Below are 16530 nucleotides of genomic sequence, written 5' to 3'. Positions count from 1 at the left end.
GGCGGCGTTAATCGTCCTTCTCCCCGCCTGCGGGGAGAAGGTGGCGGCAGCCGGTTGAGGGGCAATCCTTTGAGCTTCAGCCAGCCGTTACCCCCCTCTTTCCTGCCGGACATCTCCCCCTCAAGGGGGGAGATTGGGAACCCGCCGGCCTCTCCCTTCGGGGTCCCATTTCCCCCGATCGCACCATCAACCCCGAACTCGACGCCAGCAGGTGCCACGAGGATAACCACGCGCCGCTCTCCCCCCTTGTGGGGGAGATGCCCGGCAGGGCAGAGGGGGGCGCGCTCGTTCGACGGTAGCGTTTCGAACTTCCGAGTATCGCTAAACCTAGGCCCCTCATCCGGCCCTTCGGGCCACCTTCTCCCCGCAGGCGGGGCGAAGGGGAGGCAGTGCCGATGAAATTCAATCGCCTCCGCCTCGTCGGTTTCAAGTCCTTCGTCGAGCCGTCCGAATTCGTCATCGAACGCGGCCTGACCGGGATTGTCGGGCCGAATGGCTGCGGCAAGTCGAACCTTGTCGAAGCGCTTCGCTGGGTCATGGGCGAGAACTCCTACAAGAACATGCGCGCGTCCGGCATGGATGACGTCATCTTCTCCGGCTCCGGCAACCGCCCCGCGCGCAACTCAGCCGAAGTCGGCCTTCACCTCGACAATTCCGACCGGACGGCACCCGCCGCCTTCAACGATGCCGACGAGATTCAGGTGACGCGCCGCATCGAGCGTGGCGCCGGTTCCGTCTATCGCATCAATGGCAAGGAAGCCCGCGCCAAGGATGTGCAACTGCTCTTCGCCGATGCATCGACCGGTGCCCGCTCGCCGTCCATGGTCGGCCAGGGGCGCATCGGCGAACTGATTTCGGCCAAGCCCCAGGCGCGGCGGCAATTGCTCGAAGAAGCCGCCGGCATTTCCGGCCTGCATTCTCGCCGCCATGAAGCGGAACTTCGCCTGCGCGCGGCGGAAACCAATCTCGAGCGGCTCGAAGACATCACCGCCCAGCTCGAAAGCCAGATCGAGAGCCTCAAGCGACAGGCCCGCCAGGCCAACCGCTTCAAGATGCTGTCCGCCGATATCCGCGCCCATGACGCCATGCTCCTGCACATCCGCTGGTCGCAGGCCAAGCAGGCGGAAGGCGAGGCGGAAAGCGCCCTGAACCAGGCCATGTCGACGGTCGCCGAAAAGGCGAACCACCAGATGGAGGCGGCAAAGCTTCAGGCCGTGGCAAGCCTCAAGATGCCGGAACTGCGCGAGGAGGAGGCGAAGGCCGCCGCTGCCCTGCAGCGCCTGCAGATCGCCCGCAGCCAGCTGGACGAGGAAGCCAGCCGCATCCTGCGCCGCCGCGACGAGCTCACCCGCCGTCTCGCCCAGCTCGACGAGGACATCCGCCGCGAGGAGCGTCTGGTGTCGGAGAATGCCGAAGTCATCCAGCGGCTGGCGGAAGAAGAGGCCGAACTCGAGGAAATCCTCGCCGATGCCGGACGCTTCGGCGAAGAGGCAAAGGAAGCCTTCGAGGCCGCTGCCGCGACCCTTGCCGACAGCGAGCGTGATTTCACCCGCCTGACCGCCGAGCGCGCCGAGGCCGCCGCCGGCCGCAACCAGCTGGAACGCGCCATCCGCGATCTCGCCGAGCGCCGCGCCCGCCTTGAGCGCCAGGTGTCGGAAGCCTCCCGCGAACTCTCTGAGATTTCAGACCGGATCGCCGCTCTCCCCGATCCGGACGAGAAGCGCGAAATGGTCGAGATCGCCGAGCAGGCGGTTGCCGATGCGGAAAGTGCGGCCATGGAAGCCGAGGCGGCGCTCAATGAGGCCCGCCGCACCGAAAGCCATCTGCGCCAGCCGCTGGATGCCGCGCGCGCCCGGGTCAACGGTCTGGAAACAGAAGCCCGCACCATCGCTCGCATCCTGGCCTCGACGACGACAGGCGATTTCCCGCCGGTCGCCGACGAACTCTCGGTCGATCGTGGCTATGAGACCGCTCTGGGCGCTGCCCTTGGCGACGATCTCGACAGTGCGCTCGATCCCGCAGCACCTGCGCATTGGCACGGCAATGGCGACGGGGCAGGGGACCCAAGCCTGCCATCCGGCGCCAAACCCCTTATCGCCCATGTCCGCGCCCCCGCAGCACTCACCCGTGCACTCCGCCAGATCGGTGTGGTCGAGGAAGCAGACGCTCTCAAGCTGATGGCAGACCTCGCGCCCGGCCAGCGCCTGGTCACCCGCGACGGCGCCGTCTACCGCTGGGACGGCCATGTCACCGGCGCCGACGCCCCGAGTGCTGCGGCCCTGCGCCTCGCCCAGAAGAACCGGCTCGCCGAAATCGAGATCGAAACCGAGGAAGCCCGCGACCAGATGGTCGAGGCCGAGGATCGCTTGGCCGAAGCAGCCGACGCCATCCGCGCCGAAGAAGCCCGCTTGACCGATGCCCGAGACCGCAGCCGTCTGACGGTGCGCGCGCTGGCCGAAGCCCGCGATGCTCTTGCCCAGGCCGAACGCGCCTCGGGCGATCTCATCCGCCGCCGCGAGGTGATCGAGGAGGCGGTGAACGGTCTGAAGGCCCAGATCGAGGAGATCGTCGAGCAGGAGGAAACCGCGCGCATCGAGATGGAGGAGACGCCCGACCTCTCCGCCCTTGACGCCCGCCTGCGCGATGCCGAGGCGATTGTCGCCCGCGACCGGGGTCTGCTCGCCGAAGCTCGTGCCCGTTTTGAAGGGCTCGCCCGCGAAGACGAAATGCGCCGCCGCCGCATTCTCTCGATCCGCCAGGAAAAGCAGAACTGGCAGAACCGCGCCAAGTCTGCCGAGGAACACATCGCGACCCTGCGCGAGCGCGAGGCGGAAGCCCGCGAGGAGATCACCGATCTCGAAATGGCGCCCGACGAATTCGAGGACAAGCGCCGCAACCTGATGACGGCACTCGACAAGGCCGAGAAGGACCGCCGCGACGCCGCCGATCGCCTCGTCGAAGCCGAGACCCGCCAGCGCGAGGCCGACCAGAAGGCGGCCGCAGCACTCGCCGAACTTGCTGAAAGCAGGGAAAAGCGTGGCCGCGCCGAAGAACGCCTCGTCTCCGCCCGCGAATGGCGCATCGAAGCCGAGACCCGCATCCGCGATACGCTGACTGTCGGCCCGCACGAGGCCTTCCGCCTGACGGGCCTGAAAGACCCCTCCGAAATCGGCGACCTGCGCGAGGTCGAACGCAATCTCGACCGGCTCAAGATGGAGCGCGAGCGCTTGGGTGCCGTCAACCTGCGCGCCGAAGAAGAGCAGAAGGAACTGTCGGAAAAGCTTAGCACCCTGATCAAGGAGCGCGACGACGTGATCGATGCCATCCGCAAGCTGCGTGGCGCCATCCAGAGCCTCAACCGCGAAGGCCGCGAACGCCTGATCGCTGCCTTCGACGTCGTCAACGCCCAGTTCCAGCGCCTCTTCACCCACCTCTTCAACGGCGGCACTGCCGAATTGCAGCTGATCGAAAGCGATGACCCGCTCGAAGCCGGCCTCGAAATTCTCGCCCGCCCGCCGGGCAAGAAGCCGCAGACCATGACGCTGCTCTCGGGCGGCGAACAGGCGCTGACCGCCATGGCCCTGATCTTCGCCGTCTTCCTGACCAACCCCGCGCCGATCTGCGTGCTGGACGAGGTGGACGCGCCGCTCGACGACCACAATGTCGAGCGCTACTGCAACCTCATGGACGAAATGGCCGCCTCCACCGAGACCCGCTTCGTCATCATCACCCACAATCCCATCACCATGGCCCGCATGAACCGCCTCTTCGGCGTCACCATGGCCGAGCAGGGTGTGAGCCAGCTCGTCTCCGTCGATTTGCAGACGGCGGAGGCCCTGCGCGAGAGGGACTTGGTGTGAGGCGGCTCCTGATCATGTTTGGCCTTGTCGCGACCCTTGTGGCCGCCCCCGTCCATGCCCAGACTTCCACCTCGCTCGCCGGCAACTACCTGCCGAGCGTGCTGGCGACCTCTCCGGCCCATCGCGACAGCCTGATGGAGATGATCAAGGGCAAGCCTGGACTGCCCTTCTGGGTGCGTGCTCTCGTGCGTCAGCCGCGCTACGTCGCGCTCGCCTCCGAAGAGGTGAAGGTCAAGGACAAGCGCATGCAGCTGTTCCGTGCGTGTGAGCCCCGGACCTGCGAAACGAGCTTTATCCGCGTACTGTATTCCGAGGATGGCAAGCGGGCGCTGCTCTACGTCTCCGATGCCGAACTCGGCATCAAGATCTTCGGCGATCCGGGCCCGGAAGAACTGTTCTTCCTCACCCGTTGACGGTCACGCCGCCACCGCCGCACGCCGGGCCGGCCCGACCGGCAGGGCACGACTGGCCAGGATCGAGCCGAGCACCAGCGGCAGGCAGACGAGATAGGCATTGCGGATGCCGAAGGCTTCGGCGACGAAGCCGAGCAGCGGCGGCCCGAGGAAAAAGACGACGAAGGCCATCTGCGCGATCGCCGCGACATTGATGACGGCGGGTCGGTCTGTGCGCTGGGCGGCCGCCGAAACTGCCATAGGATAGACCGCGCTGCAGCCGGCGCCCATCAGGGCAAAACCGAGAAGCGCCACGTAAGGATGCGGCGCAAGCCAGGCCATGGCGATCCCGGCCGCTGCCACCGAGAGCAGCACGCGGCCCACGAGCCGTGCGCCATGGCGATCGACCACAGGATCGACCGTCAGACGAACGAGCGCCATGAAGAAGGCAAACAGCGTCAGCCCGGAACCGGAAATGAAGGGCGAGACGTCGAAGACCTCTTCCATGTAGATCGTCGACCAGTCGATGCCGGCACCTTCGATCAGGAAGGCCGAGGTGCCGATGATGCAGAGCGGCAGAAGCGCCAGCGTCGGCAGCGCAAAATGCGGCGCCTTGTCCTCGGCGCCTGCGGTGGTCAGTGCCGGCGCATTCTTCATACCTGCGATCGTGATCGCGCCGATGACGAACATCAGCCCCAGCAGCACATGCATGTGCGTCTGCATCGGAATGCCCGCCTGCCGCACCAGCGATGCGGTGACCGCCGTGACGAAGAAGCCGAGGCTCCAGCAGCCATGCGCGCGGTTCATGACACCGAAGCCCGCCTGCGCCTCAATCCGTCCGATCTCGACATTGAGACAGATTTCCAGCGCGCCGGCGAGAAGTCCGATTGCGAACAAGGTGACGAACACGAAGGGCGCCGATGGAAGGAGCGGGATGAGGCAAAGCAGTCCCATGACCCCGAGCAGGGTAATCGCCAGTGTCAGGCGCGACCCGAGCCGCACGATGAGCGGCGAGGACAGCGTGAGCGAGATCAGCGAGCCAATCGCCATGCCGATCAAGGTCATGCCGAGTTCCGCCTTGTTGACGGAAAGCTGCGTCTGCAGGTCCGGCAGGCGCGAGAACAGCGAACCGGTCGACATGGCAAACAGGAAAAAGGCGATATAGACGCGGTACTGAGGCTGAAAATGCATGGAGACGACTCGATTTGTCTGATGACCAGTCAACGGCGTGCCAGCATCGGTCGCCGAAGTCCAGCCGTCGAGCGGAGCGATCGGTTCGCCCCCGAAAAAGGCCCATTGGTTGGCGCTGCTCGCCGAGATATCTGGCGGGCAGGGATTATGCCCCATACGCCCCGTCATCCTCGGGCTTGTCCCGAGGATCTGCCAAGGCTTGCCGTGGATGGGAGGCCTATCGAGAAGCCATAAACCTCGAGCCAATAGCAGCGGCAGTAGATCCTCGGGACAAGCCCGAGGATGACGACCCACCGATACGAAAATGCCGGAAGCATGGCTCCCGGCATCCTTCTATTCGCTATTCGCTTTGCGCGCTCACCCAGCCGAATTGATCTGCCTTGCCACCAGATCGTGGTTGAGCCACAGCACCGGCGCCGATGGGTTCGCCACTTCGCCGAAGATCAGCGCGCCGGTTGCTTCCACCACGAGCACGCTCAGGTAATCCGAGATCAGTGCCTTGGCATCCCTATGCATCTGGGCGATTTCGGCCGAGGTGCCGATGGTGATGTCGGACTGGCCCTGGCTGTTGGGCATCGGCCAGTTGTTGAAGTCGTAGAACGGCTTCATCACCTCGCTGACCTGGAAGTCGGCGATCTTCTGGAGCACGCCGTCCACAGTTACGCCCTCGACCAGCAGCGCTTCGCAGTCCGCCCAGATCTTCGCGGCGCGGGCGCCGGGGTTTTCCTTCTTCAAGGCCTTCAGGAGCGGCAGAAGCGGCAGCTCAATGCCGGCAAAGACATCGGACGAATTGGTGCGGATCTCGGGGCAGTTGAAGACGGTCGCCTTGATGCCGGAGGCGTATGCCTCCTCGGCGATCGCCTCGAGCTTCATCTTGGCATAGCCCTGGGTGTAGTTGGTGTAGGTCTGCCAGCGATACTCGTCGCCGATCAGGATGCCGGTGCCGTGATAGCCATAGGCCGAGTAACGGACCTGGCCACCGCTTTTTTCGATGCGGGCGCGAATGGCAGCGCTGCCTTCGATCAGGTGGCGGAACGTGTTCGCCGAGACTTCGTCGAAGTTCTGCAGGATGAGCTTGCCGAGATCGCTGTCGAGCAGCACCTGCGAGGACATGTGGCGCGCGCCACGGCCCTTGTAGATGCGGTTGGCAATCACGAGGAAGACCTTCGCCTTCGGAATGCCGCCCGCCATCGTATGGGCGAAATGAACGTTCTTGCCGTCGGCGATCATGCCTTCCAGCTCGGCCATGATGTCGGCAACCGCCTTCTGGAAACGCTCAACGCCAACCTGGCGGCACTTTTCGATATGCGCCCAGTCGAGCTTTTCCGTTTCCCAGTTTTCCAAGGTCAGCGAGGCGAGCAGGTCGGTCGGCGTCGGCTCGCCATCGGGCGCATCGAGATCAAAGCCGGCCATGGCGGGAATGTTGATGATCCGGCCGCCGAGATTGGCTTCTGCCTGGGCGAGCTCTTCGGCGTTCAGAGGGCGAAGCTTGTTGTTTTCGTCACGGCGACCAACGGTGATTCCGATGATCTCCATGCCGGCCTTCTTGGCCTGGTCGAGCAGGCCCGTGACATAGCCACGCCCGAACAATTCCCCGAAAAGAACGAAGACATCGCCCTTCTTGTAGAGGTTGTTCTGCGGGATCTCAGTCAGGGAAACCGGGCTGGTCAGGGTCATTTTTGATTCCGGATTACAATTGCTGTGATTGCCCACTAGCAAAGACTGAGCTGCAGTGCATCATCCCGGAGCGATTTCTCCGGTCATTTTAAGTGACCGTTCATCGCAATGCGTGATGAGATGTAACAATCGTCACCTCGGCCCGGACCACGAAAACTCACATGCCCGTGAGTGCGATCTGCTGCGATTGCCGCAATTATGATGCATTGCAGCATAAACTTGACAAGCTGGCGTTTCCAATCCGTCACAATTGCTGTAAACGGTGGAAAAACAAGCCTGTTCGGGTGGAGAGGGCAATGCGCAAGTGGGTTTACACCTTCGGCGGAGGAGCGGCCGAAGGGAGTAGGGCCGAGATTGAACAGCTGGGAGGCAAGGGGGCCAATCTCGCCGAAATGGCGTCGCTTGGCCTGCCTGTGCCGCCCGGCCTCACGATCGTGTCAGACGCCTGCGGCCTCTATTACAAGAACGGCAAGACCCTCGGCGATGACCTGAAGGTTCAGGTTCTCGAAGGCATTGGCGGCATCGAGACCGCCACCGGCCGCGCCTTCGGGGATGTCAGCCATCCGCTTCTCCTCTCTGTCCGCTCCGGCGCGCGTACCTCGATGCCAGGCATGATGGACACCGTCCTCAACCTAGGCCTCAACGACCACACGGTCGAGGCGCTTGCCCATCACTCCGGCGATGCGCGTTTCGCCTGGGACAGCTATCGCCGCTTCATCCAGATGTATGGCGATGTCGTCATGGGCCTCGACCACGAGGTCTTCGAGGAAATTCTCGAAGACGAAAAGGCGCGCCTCGGCCACGAGCTTGACACCGAACTCTCGGCGGTCGAATGGCAGCATGTGGTGAAGCTCTACAAGGAGCTTCTCGAGCACGATCTCGGCCAGCCTTTCCCGCAGGACCCGCATGTCCAGCTCTGGGGCGCGGTCGGCGCGGTCTTTTCCAGCTGGATGAACCCGCGCGCCAAGACCTATCGTCTGCTGCATTCGATCCCCGAGGACTGGGGCACAGCCGTCACGGTGCAGACCATGGTCTTCGGCAATCTCGGCTCGACCTCGGCCACCGGCGTTGCCTTCACCCGCAACCCGTCCACCGGCGCCAGGGAGCTTTACGGCGAATTCCTCGTCAATGCCCAGGGCGAAGATGTGGTGGCGGGCATACGCACGCCGCAATCGATCACCGAGGCCGCCCGCATCGACAGTGGCTCCGACAAGCCCTCGCTGGAAAAGCTGATGCCGGAGGCCTTCGCCGAATTTTCAGCGATCTGCGACCGGCTCGAAGCGCATTACCGCGACATGCAGGATCTCGAATTCACCATCGAGCGCGGCAAGCTCTGGATGCTCCAGGCCCGTTCGGGCAAGCGCACCACCAAGGCTGCGATGAAGATCGCCGTCGACATGGTCGCGGAGGGTCTGATCACCGAGGAGGAAGCGGTGCTGCGCATCGATCCCTCCTCGCTCGACCAGCTTCTGCACCCGACGATCGATCCGCGCGTCACCCGCCATGTCATCGGCTCGGGCCTTCCCGCCTCGCCGGGGGCGGCGACAGGCGCCATCGTCTTTACCGCCGAAGAGGCGGTGGAGGCGGAGAGCGAAGGCCGCAAGGTTATCCTGGTGCGCGTCGAAACGAGCCCCGAAGACATTCATGGCATGCATGCCGCCGAAGGCATCCTGACCACCCGTGGCGGCATGACCAGCCACGCCGCCGTCGTCGCCCGCGGCATGGGCATCCCCTGTGTGGCCGGTGCCGGCACCATGCGCGTCGACCTGCGCAACGAAAAGCTCATCGGCATGGGGGTGACGCTCACCAAGGGCGACATTGTCACCATCGACGGCTCCTCCGGCCAGGTGCTGAAGGGCGAAGTCCCCATGCTGCAGCCGGAGCTTTCGGGCGATTTCGCCAAGCTGATGGAATGGGCAGACGCCGCCCGCCGCATGACCGTGCGCACCAATGCCGACACGCCGGGCGATGCCCGTGCCGCCCGCTCGTTCGGCGCCGAAGGCATCGGTCTGTGCCGCACCGAGCACATGTTCTTCGAGGGCGACCGCATCCACGTCATGCGCGAGATGATCCTCGCCGAAGACGAGGCCGGCCGCCGCGCGGCGCTGGACAAGCTCTTGCCCATGCAGCGCTCCGACTTCACCGAGCTCTTCACCATCATGCACGGGCTTCCGGTGACGATCCGCATGCTCGATCCGCCGCTGCATGAATTTCTGCCGAAGTCCGACGAAGAGATCGAGGAAGTGGCCAATGCCATGGGCCTCGAACCCGGCTTCATGCGCCGCCGCATTGATGCGCTGCACGAGTTCAACCCCATGCTCGGCCATCGCGGCTGCCGCCTTGCCATCTCCTATCCCGAGATCGCCGAAATGCAGGCCCGCGCCATCTTCGAGGCCGCCGTCACTGCCGCCCGCGAAACCGGCGCCCCGGTCGTGCCGGAAATCATGGTCCCCTTGGTCGGCCTGCGCTCCGAGCTCGATTATGTGAAGGGCGTGATCGACCGCGTGGCAACGGAAGTCATGGGCGAGGCGAAGCTTGAGATCTCCTATCTCGTCGGCACGATGATCGAATTGCCGCGCGCCGCGATCCGCGCCCATATCATCGCGGAAGCCGCCGAATTCTTCTCCTTCGGCACCAACGACCTGACCCAGACCACCTTCGGCATGTCCCGCGACGACGCCGCCCGCTTCATCCCGACCTACCAGAAGAAGGGCATCATCGTGCAGGATCCCTTCGTGTCGCTCGATTTCGATGGCGTCGGCGAACTCATCCGGATCGCCGCCGAACGCGGCCGCAAGACGCGCCCCGACATGAAACTCGGCATCTGCGGCGAACACGGCGGCGACCCCACCTCGATCCACTTCTGCGAGGATGTCGGCCTGGATTACGTCTCCTGCTCGCCGTTCCGCGTTCCGATCGCGAGGCTGTCTGCGGCCCAGGCGGCGATCAAGGCTAGGGGGTAGTTCCGCAGGGCTTGTGCATTTGTAGTTTTTGGACGACAATATGTTCGAGTTGAAGCAGACTGAGACTTTTCGAAAGTGGCGCCTCGGTCTGAAGGACCGGCGAGCCGCAGCTTTGATTGCTGCGCGTCTCGACCGCCTCGGCTTTGGCCATGTGGGCGATGCAGCATCCGTCGGCGAGGGCGTGCAGGAACTGCGCCTGCACTACGGCCCTGGCTATCGCATCTACTTTATGCAGCGGGGTGCTGAGATCATTATCCTCCTCTGTGGCGGAGACAAAGACCGCCAGGTTAGAGACATCGAGACCGCGAAACGCCTGGCACGGATCTGGAGAGAGACAGATGACTGAAATCCTGACCGACTATGATCCGGCCGAAGACCTCGATACTCCGGAAGCGATTTCGGTCTTCGTCAACGAGGCCCTGAAGACCGACGATGCCTCCTACATCGCCCACGCGCTCGGCGTCGTCGCCCGCGCGAAAGGCATGGCCGGCATTGCGCGGGAGGCGGGACTTTCGCGGGAGCAACTGTATCGGACGCTCTCCAGCGAGGGCAATCCGACCCTCAAGACGACGCTTGCGGTGATGAAGGCGCTGGGGATTTCGCTGACGGCGGATATTATGTAGGTCACCGACGGGTAGGACCCTTCGGACGGCGCGACGGCCCCATCATTTCACGCTTTGTAAACAGCATACATGGCAGGTCCTTGCGACTGGACCTCTTTCAAAACGCCATAGGATCTCCGACGTGCCGAAATTTCCGCTCTACGCCCTCCTGCTGGCCGCAGCCGTGTCCGCCCCCGTGCATGCCGAGGAGGACAAGCTGCCGGACCATGCGTCTCCTTCGGCCTGTGTGGTGATCATCGGCCTTGCGCTCCAAAACGGCGTCATCGATGATGCTGATCAGGAAGACTACAAGGCGGCCGCCGAGACATTTCGTGAAAAATCCGAGGAACTCAATGGGGGCAAGGATGCCGCCAACCAGATGATCGGCAGCAGCGTCGCCTTCTTCGACGGGCTGAGTGAAAGCGATCTCGAAGAAGGCGCCGACATGTGCTTGGAGGCCGAAGACGACAGCTTTGACGCCGACGAATGAGGCACCGCTGATAGGGCAGGGAGGGGCGTGCCCCTCCGGAACCTCTCCGACGCCGGGCACCCAGTTCTTCATGTCCGCTCGGCTCGGCGCAGAGAAAAACCCGCCGAAAAATCGACGGGTCTGCAATCAGCCTCAGTGGCGCGGAAGCGCCGGGTTTTTAACGTCAGCTCGCGGGCTTCAGCGAGGCCAGCATTTCGCCCAGTTCCTTCTGGTGCGCTGCCTGGGTCTCCTTCGAACCCCAATAGGTGAAGATCAGAACCTTGTCGCCCGCTTCGGCGAAACCGATCGATATGTCGACCGGACCATCTTCGTCCGTCCCCTGGTAATCGAGCGAAGAAATCTTCAGGCCGTTGATATCGGTCTCGCCAGACTCCTTTAGGGACTGGGGATCGATCTTCACGCCGTTCTTGGTCAGGAAGTCGATGGCGATCTGGGTCGTCTTGTCGGAAGACGCGGCGTCTGCCACGTCGATCGAGAAGTAGACGGCTCCGTCTTCGGACGTGGCATCAACGCCCGTTTCGGTTTCCTGCGGTCCCCAGCTGTCGGGAATGGTGATGGACGCAACCGGCGCATCGCTGGGAAAGATGAGTTCGGCGGCAGACGCGGCAAACGGCATGGAGATTGCGAAAACCGAGGCTAGGAGAAGTTTTTTCATGGTTGTCCTTTCGGGGATGGTTCCGGCCGGGATGCTAGGCGATTTGCAGCAGCTTCTGCATATCGGTGTCAAACAATCCCCTAGTTTCAGACGGGATGAACGGCATGGCCCTGGGGATTTCGCTGACGGCGGATGTGGTGGGGTGAACACTCTCGGCAAAGTTTCAAATCTGGGCCGACGGAATCGACGCGTCACGCTTCACCTTGGAACTGGCAGCCTTGTCCGTTTCTGAGAACATTGCGTTTTCCGCCCTGGCCCAAACGCCCCGCGCACAATCTCTTGAGACCCGATTTGCCTCAATGCGGCTATCGTCCCGGGATATTTTCTGACCCATGGAGCCAGAACCAAGGTCGCGCGTTTAAGAGCGTGAAAACTTGGGGGCGTAACAGGAAATGACACTGGGGTTCTTTGCAGGCTACGAGGCACATGTGGCGCTCGGGCTGGTGGTCTTGATCTTCGCCATGTTCGTTTGGGAGAAGTATCCGGCCGAAGTCACGGCCTCCGCAGGCGCGGCGGTCTTCATTGTTCTCGGTTTCGTGCCCACCGACAAGGCGATGGCCGTCTTCTCCAATTCCGCGCCTCTGACGATCGCGGCGATGTTCGTCCTCACAGGCGCCCTGGTCCGCACAGGGGTTCTCGAAAGAGTGGCCGGCCTCGTTCTCGACCGCTCCAAGAAGCGGCCGAAAATGGCTCTGGCCATCTTTCTGCTGACGACGCTGACAGCCTCGGCCTTCATGAACAACACCCCGGTGGTGCTGGTCCTCATCCCGATCGTCATCCGCCTTGCCGCAGCGCTTGACATCGCCGCAACCCGGCTGCTGATCCCGATATCCTATGCCGCGATCCTCGGGGGAACGCTGACCTTGATCGGCACCTCCACCAATCTGCTTGTCGACGGCGTGGCGCGCGGTCAGGGGCTCGAGCCCTTCTCGCTCTTCGAGATCACCCCCATCGGCCTCGCTGCCGCCTTGACCGGCATCCTCACCATGCTTGTGCTCGGCAAGTTTCTCCTGCCTGACCGGCGCGAGGAGGGTGGCGAACTCGCCAATGAGGACGACGCCGAATATCTATCGGAGCTGACGGTGCTCGCCGAGGGCGAATATACCGGCAAGCCGATTGGCGAGATCGCGGAGTTCAAGCAGCCCGGGCTGCGGATCGTCGGGCTGCGCTCGGAGGAAGGCGTGGTGCGAAAGGACCTTCAGTCCCTGTCCCTGAAAAAGGGCGACGGACTGATCATCCTCGCCAAATCATCCATCCTTCTTACCCTCAACGACCTGGAAGGCCTGCGTATCGGGCAACGGCGCGGCGCAACGGGCAGCGGCGAAAAGCTGGTGGTGGAGGCTGTCGTGGCGCCTGGCCGCATGAATTACGGCACGCTTCTCTCCAGCCTCTCTGTCGGCACCCGTTTCGGTGTGCGCATTCTCGGCGCCCACAGGCACCGCCATGTGCCGGGACCGGATCTGGCGAATGTAAGGCTGCGTCCCGCCGACAAGCTGCTTCTCGAAGGCACGCCTGAGGCGCTCGACGAACTGTCCCACCAGAACGATCTCGTCTCCGTCACCCGCTCCACCGCGCGCGCCTTTCGCCCGACCAAGGCCCCGCTGGCGCTTCTGGCGCTCGGTCTCGTGGTGGTGCTGGCCGCCTTCAACGTCATGGAGATCGGCATACTCGCAATGATCGCCGTGCCCGTCATCCTCATCCTGCGCTGCATCGATGCCGATGAAGCCTGGGGATCGATCGAGGGCGGGATCCTGATCCTGATCTTTGCCATGCTGATCGTGGGGCAGGGGTTGCAGGAGACCGGCGCCGTCACGCTGGTTGTCGACACGGCCCTGCCGCTCATGTCGACCGTCTCGCCCTTCGTCGTGCTGATCCTTGTCTACGTCCTTGCCTCCACGCTCACCGAATGCGTTACCAACAATGCCGTGGCGGTCATCCTGACCCCTATTGTCATCGGCCTTGGGCAACAGCTTGGCATTGATCCGAGGGCGCTGGTCGTAACCGTCATGTTCGGCGCGAGCGCCAGTTTCGCAACGCCCATCGGCTACCAGACCAACACACTGGTCTATGGCGCAGGCAATTACCGCTTCAGCGACTTTGTGAAGATCGGACTGCCGATGAACATCATCGTCGGCCTGGCATCCTGCGCCGCAATCTATGTCTATTACGGGATCTGAGGAGGCTGACCGCACCACAGGCCCAGCGAGACTGGCAGAGCGGCAGTCATGGCATTGGTCGGATACCGCCAATCCGGCAATTGCCGCATCGGAAGGCGCAGGTTAGGTTGCGCCCCCACGCCCCACCCGGAGACCTCGCCCATGCCCGGCTATTCCGCCCGTCCGCCCGCCATCCCGACCGTGGTCCTCGATGATGCCGTCACCCGCATCACCCGCTGGGATTTCGAGCCCGGCGCCGCAACCGGGCATCACACCCATGGTCTCGGCTATGTCGTCGTACCGCTCACCGATTGCCATTTCCTGATCGAGGATGCCGAAGGCTCGCGCCAGGTCACGTCCAGGGCCGGCGAAGCCTATCGGCGCGACGCCGGCGTCGAGCACAATGTCATCAATGGCGGCGACCAGCCGATGAGCTTCATCGAGATCGAATACAAATGAGCGCAGACGAGGCCACGCCCCAATTCGTCACCGCCTTCGAGCCGTTGCATGGCGTGGCGGTGCCGGTGGCTGAAGGCGTGCAGCGGCTGACCGCACCCAATCCGAGCCCTTTCACCTTCCACGGCACCAACACCTATATCGTCGGTCAGAAATCCGTCTGCGTCATCGACCCAGGCCCCGAAAATGACGCGCATTTCGAGGCGCTGATGACGGCCTTGGAGGGCAGGGAGGTGACCCATATCGCGGTCAGCCACACGCACCGCGATCATTCCCCGCTCGCCCGCCGGCTGAAGGAAAGGAAAGGCGCCGTCATCGTCGCCGAAGGCCCGCATCGCCCGGCCCGGCCGCTCTTCAAGGGCGAGGTGAACCCCTTTGCCGAAAGCGCTGACAGCGATTTCGTGCCCGATATAGCCATTGCGGATGGAGAGGCCGTCGAGGGCGAGGGCTGGCGTCTCACCGCCGTGTTGACGCCGGGCCACACCGCCAATCACGCCGCCTTTGCGCTGGGAGGCACCGGCATCCTCTTCTCCGCCGATCATGTCATGGCCTGGGCCACCTCGATCGTCGCCCCTCCGGATGGTGCCATGGGCGATTACATGGCCTCGCTCGACCGGCTTCTGGAGCGGCAGGACCGGCTTTATCTGCCCGGCCATGGCGGCCCCGTCACCGAGCCTCAAGCCTTTGTCCGGGCGCTGCGCACCCATCGCCGCCTGCGCGAACGCGCCGTCCTGGAGCGCATCCGCAAGGGCGACCGGCTGATCCCGGACATGGTCAAGGTGATCTACGCCACCACGGACCCGCGCCTGCATGGGGCAGCTGCCCTCTCCGTGCTCGCCCATATCGAGGATCTCGTGGAGAAGGGCCTGATTGCCACGGACGGCCCGCCGCGGCTGTCGGGGGAGTATCGGCCGGGTTAGATTGACTTGCGGGTCCTTGGCCTGCCCCGTTCGCCGCACCACCTGGATCACCCCCCTCTGTAGGCTTCGCCGACATCTCCCCCACAGGTGGGGAGAGTGGAGATTGTCGCCGGCGCCTGCGTTCATCCGCTCTCCCCCCGTGTGGGGGAGATGCCCGCCCTTCGACAAGCTCAGGAGGGCAGAGGGGGGTACCAAGCGGCAAAAGGCCAATCTCAGTTCCCGGCAATCCCCAGAAGTTCCGCATCAAGCGCATGCAGAAAGCCCTCTGCAATGCGGTCGCTGATGCCGAGGTCGTGCGGCCCGTAGCGCGAGGCAACGCGGATATCGACGAGCGTCATTTCCGCCTCTTCGCGCAGGCGCACCACCGCGTCGAAGGGAAGCCCAAGCACCAGGGTGCGGGTGGAAAACTGCAGCCGTGCCGTGCCCTCCGGCTCGTCGTTCGCGAGCGGCAGAAGGAGGCTTGGCTCGGGCCGCGCCGTGGGAAGCGGCCCGCTTTCCGGCAGGGCCTCCTGGGCGGGGGCTGCAGCCCCGTCAGCCTCCGCCTCGGCAGGGCTTTCGGTCGTCGGGCGCAGTTCAAGCTCCGGCAGACCATATTCCTCGCCACGGCTCGCCGTCACCACCAGCCGGTTTTCCGCCGCGACCTTGCGCACCGCCTCATAGACGCGGTCGATCGCGCCCTCGTAGCGCCGACCGTTGAGACCTGGATAGGCTTCGAGCTGCGCCTCGGCGGCATTGGCCGGAAGGGCAGGGCGCGGCAGGAGATGCTGCGCCGCATCCGGTGCGGAAATGAAGCCGGGGCGGTCGGCCAGGTCGGTCGAAACCTCCGTCAGCTTCGGCTTGGTGAGATAGAGGTAGTAGCCGTAACCCGGCAGGGCGAGCGGCAGGAGGGCATAGATCAGTGCCCAGGCCGATGCGACACCGCCGAGCGCCCCGATCTGCCAGAGCCTTGCGAGACCCAGGAACGCCAGCGGCACGGCAAGGGCAGCCGGTACCGCCGTTGCCAGAACCAGCATGACGAAATCCGGCGTCGCCAGCGGCCCGAAGCGATGCGCCAGCACGACGATCAGCAGCATGCCGAGCGAAAACAGTGCGAGCCGCCGCGCCAGAAAGGCGGAACGGGACACCGGACGGTCATAGCGGATTTGCATCAGGTTCTACCGGAATCAGA

Annotated in this window: 13 protein-coding genes; 9 read left to right on the top strand and 4 right to left on the bottom strand. The window is 64.0% G+C overall.

All coding sequences use genetic code 11. The features are described from left to right. The first annotated feature begins 395 nt into the window (after positions 1-395). Both H6M51_RS08245 and H6M51_RS08240 read left to right on the top strand, forming a co-directional pair. Positions 396-3860, top strand: coding sequence for a chromosome segregation SMC family protein (locus H6M51_RS08245; protein ID WP_185809407.1), 3465 nt, complete (start codon positions 396-398; stop codon positions 3858-3860). 14 nt (positions 3861-3874) lie between these two features. Further along, entirely contained in the window at positions 3875-4273 is a 399-nt protein-coding gene (locus H6M51_RS08240) for an Ivy family c-type lysozyme inhibitor (RefSeq protein WP_185809406.1), read from the top strand. 3 nt (positions 4274-4276) lie between these two features. Here the strand turns inward: H6M51_RS08240 and H6M51_RS08235 are convergent, their stop codons facing one another. Both H6M51_RS08235 and H6M51_RS08230 read right to left on the bottom strand, forming a co-directional pair. Further along, the gene (locus H6M51_RS08235; RefSeq protein WP_185809405.1) at positions 4277-5443 is read right to left on the bottom strand and encodes an MFS transporter; all 1167 of its coding nucleotides are present in this window, start codon (positions 5441-5443) and stop codon (positions 4277-4279) included. 357 nt (positions 5444-5800) lie between these two features. Beyond that, complete coding sequence (locus H6M51_RS08230) at positions 5801-7114, bottom strand: enoyl-acyl carrier protein reductase FabMG (protein ID WP_185809648.1); 1314 nt, start codon at positions 7112-7114, stop codon at positions 5801-5803. A 302-nt stretch (positions 7115-7416) separates the two neighbouring features. Between H6M51_RS08230 and ppdK the strand changes: the two genes are divergently transcribed. The 4 genes from ppdK (at position 7417) to H6M51_RS08210 (ending at position 11175) form a co-directional block, all read left to right on the top strand. Next, entirely contained in the window at positions 7417-10083 is a 2667-nt protein-coding gene (gene ppdK, locus H6M51_RS08225) for a pyruvate, phosphate dikinase (protein WP_185809404.1), read from the top strand. A 40-nt stretch (positions 10084-10123) separates the two neighbouring features. Next, positions 10124-10429 (top strand): type II toxin-antitoxin system RelE/ParE family toxin, encoded by a 306-nt coding sequence (locus tag H6M51_RS08220; protein WP_185809403.1) that lies wholly within the window; start codon positions 10124-10126, stop codon positions 10427-10429. Further along, positions 10422-10706, top strand: coding sequence for an addiction module antidote protein (locus tag H6M51_RS08215; RefSeq protein WP_185809402.1), 285 nt, complete (start codon positions 10422-10424; stop codon positions 10704-10706). The genes H6M51_RS08220 and H6M51_RS08215 overlap by 8 nt, the downstream gene beginning before the upstream one ends. A gap of 121 nt (positions 10707-10827) precedes the next feature. Beyond that, positions 10828-11175, top strand: coding sequence for a hypothetical protein (locus tag H6M51_RS08210; protein ID WP_185809401.1), 348 nt, complete (start codon positions 10828-10830; stop codon positions 11173-11175). 163 nt (positions 11176-11338) lie between these two features. Here the strand turns inward: H6M51_RS08210 and H6M51_RS08205 are convergent, their stop codons facing one another. After that, entirely contained in the window at positions 11339-11830 is a 492-nt protein-coding gene (locus H6M51_RS08205; protein ID WP_185809400.1) for a histidine kinase, read from the bottom strand. A 392-nt stretch (positions 11831-12222) separates the two neighbouring features. Here H6M51_RS08205 and H6M51_RS08200 point away from each other — a divergent pair, with 392 nt between their 5' ends. From H6M51_RS08200 to H6M51_RS08190, 3 genes are all read left to right on the top strand, one after another. Beyond that, a complete protein-coding gene (locus H6M51_RS08200) occupies positions 12223-14007 on the top strand; it encodes an SLC13 family permease (RefSeq protein ID WP_185809399.1) in 1785 nt (594 codons plus the stop codon). A gap of 141 nt (positions 14008-14148) precedes the next feature. Beyond that, complete coding sequence (locus H6M51_RS08195; RefSeq protein WP_185809398.1) at positions 14149-14445, top strand: cupin domain-containing protein; 297 nt, start codon at positions 14149-14151, stop codon at positions 14443-14445. Further along, on the top strand, positions 14442-15362 hold the full coding sequence (locus H6M51_RS08190; protein WP_185809397.1) for an MBL fold metallo-hydrolase: 921 nt from the start codon (positions 14442-14444) through the stop codon (positions 15360-15362). Before H6M51_RS08195 ends, H6M51_RS08190 begins: the two co-directional genes overlap by 4 nt. Before the next feature lie 212 nt (positions 15363-15574). On the opposite strand, the gene H6M51_RS08185 is transcribed toward H6M51_RS08190, so the two are convergent. Further along, the gene (locus tag H6M51_RS08185; RefSeq protein WP_185809396.1) at positions 15575-16510 is read right to left on the bottom strand and encodes a DUF1499 domain-containing protein; all 936 of its coding nucleotides are present in this window, start codon (positions 16508-16510) and stop codon (positions 15575-15577) included. Positions 16511-16530 lie beyond the last annotated feature (20 nt).

The organism is Rhizobium sp. AQ_MP, from assembly GCF_014237835.1.
Classification (GTDB): Bacteria; Pseudomonadota; Alphaproteobacteria; order Rhizobiales; family Rhizobiaceae; genus Allorhizobium.
Note: the sequence above shows the minus strand (reverse complement) of the source record. Positions and strands in the feature narration are given on the sequence as shown.

Excerpts from the sequence above, each read along its gene's own strand:
- H6M51_RS08215 (WP_185809402.1), top strand. The coding sequence starts at position 10,422 with ATGACTGAAATCCTGACCGACTATGATCCGGCCGAAGACCTCGATACT.
- H6M51_RS08240 (WP_185809406.1), top strand. The coding sequence starts at position 3,875 with ATGTTTGGCCTTGTCGCGACCCTTGTGGCCGCCCCCGTCCATGCCCAG.
- H6M51_RS08185 (WP_185809396.1), bottom strand. The coding sequence starts at position 16,510 with ATGCAAATCCGCTATGACCGTCCGGTGTCCCGTTCCGCCTTTCTGGCG.
- H6M51_RS08245 (WP_185809407.1), top strand. The coding sequence starts at position 396 with ATGAAATTCAATCGCCTCCGCCTCGTCGGTTTCAAGTCCTTCGTCGAG.
- H6M51_RS08195 (WP_185809398.1), top strand. The coding sequence starts at position 14,149 with ATGCCCGGCTATTCCGCCCGTCCGCCCGCCATCCCGACCGTGGTCCTC.
- H6M51_RS08220 (WP_185809403.1), top strand. The coding sequence starts at position 10,124 with ATGTTCGAGTTGAAGCAGACTGAGACTTTTCGAAAGTGGCGCCTCGGT.
- H6M51_RS08190 (WP_185809397.1), top strand. The coding sequence starts at position 14,442 with ATGAGCGCAGACGAGGCCACGCCCCAATTCGTCACCGCCTTCGAGCCG.
- ppdK (WP_185809404.1), top strand. The coding sequence starts at position 7,417 with ATGCGCAAGTGGGTTTACACCTTCGGCGGAGGAGCGGCCGAAGGGAGT.
- H6M51_RS08200 (WP_185809399.1), top strand. The coding sequence starts at position 12,223 with ATGACACTGGGGTTCTTTGCAGGCTACGAGGCACATGTGGCGCTCGGG.
- H6M51_RS08205 (WP_185809400.1), bottom strand. The coding sequence starts at position 11,830 with ATGAAAAAACTTCTCCTAGCCTCGGTTTTCGCAATCTCCATGCCGTTT.
- H6M51_RS08235 (WP_185809405.1), bottom strand. The coding sequence starts at position 5,443 with ATGCATTTTCAGCCTCAGTACCGCGTCTATATCGCCTTTTTCCTGTTT.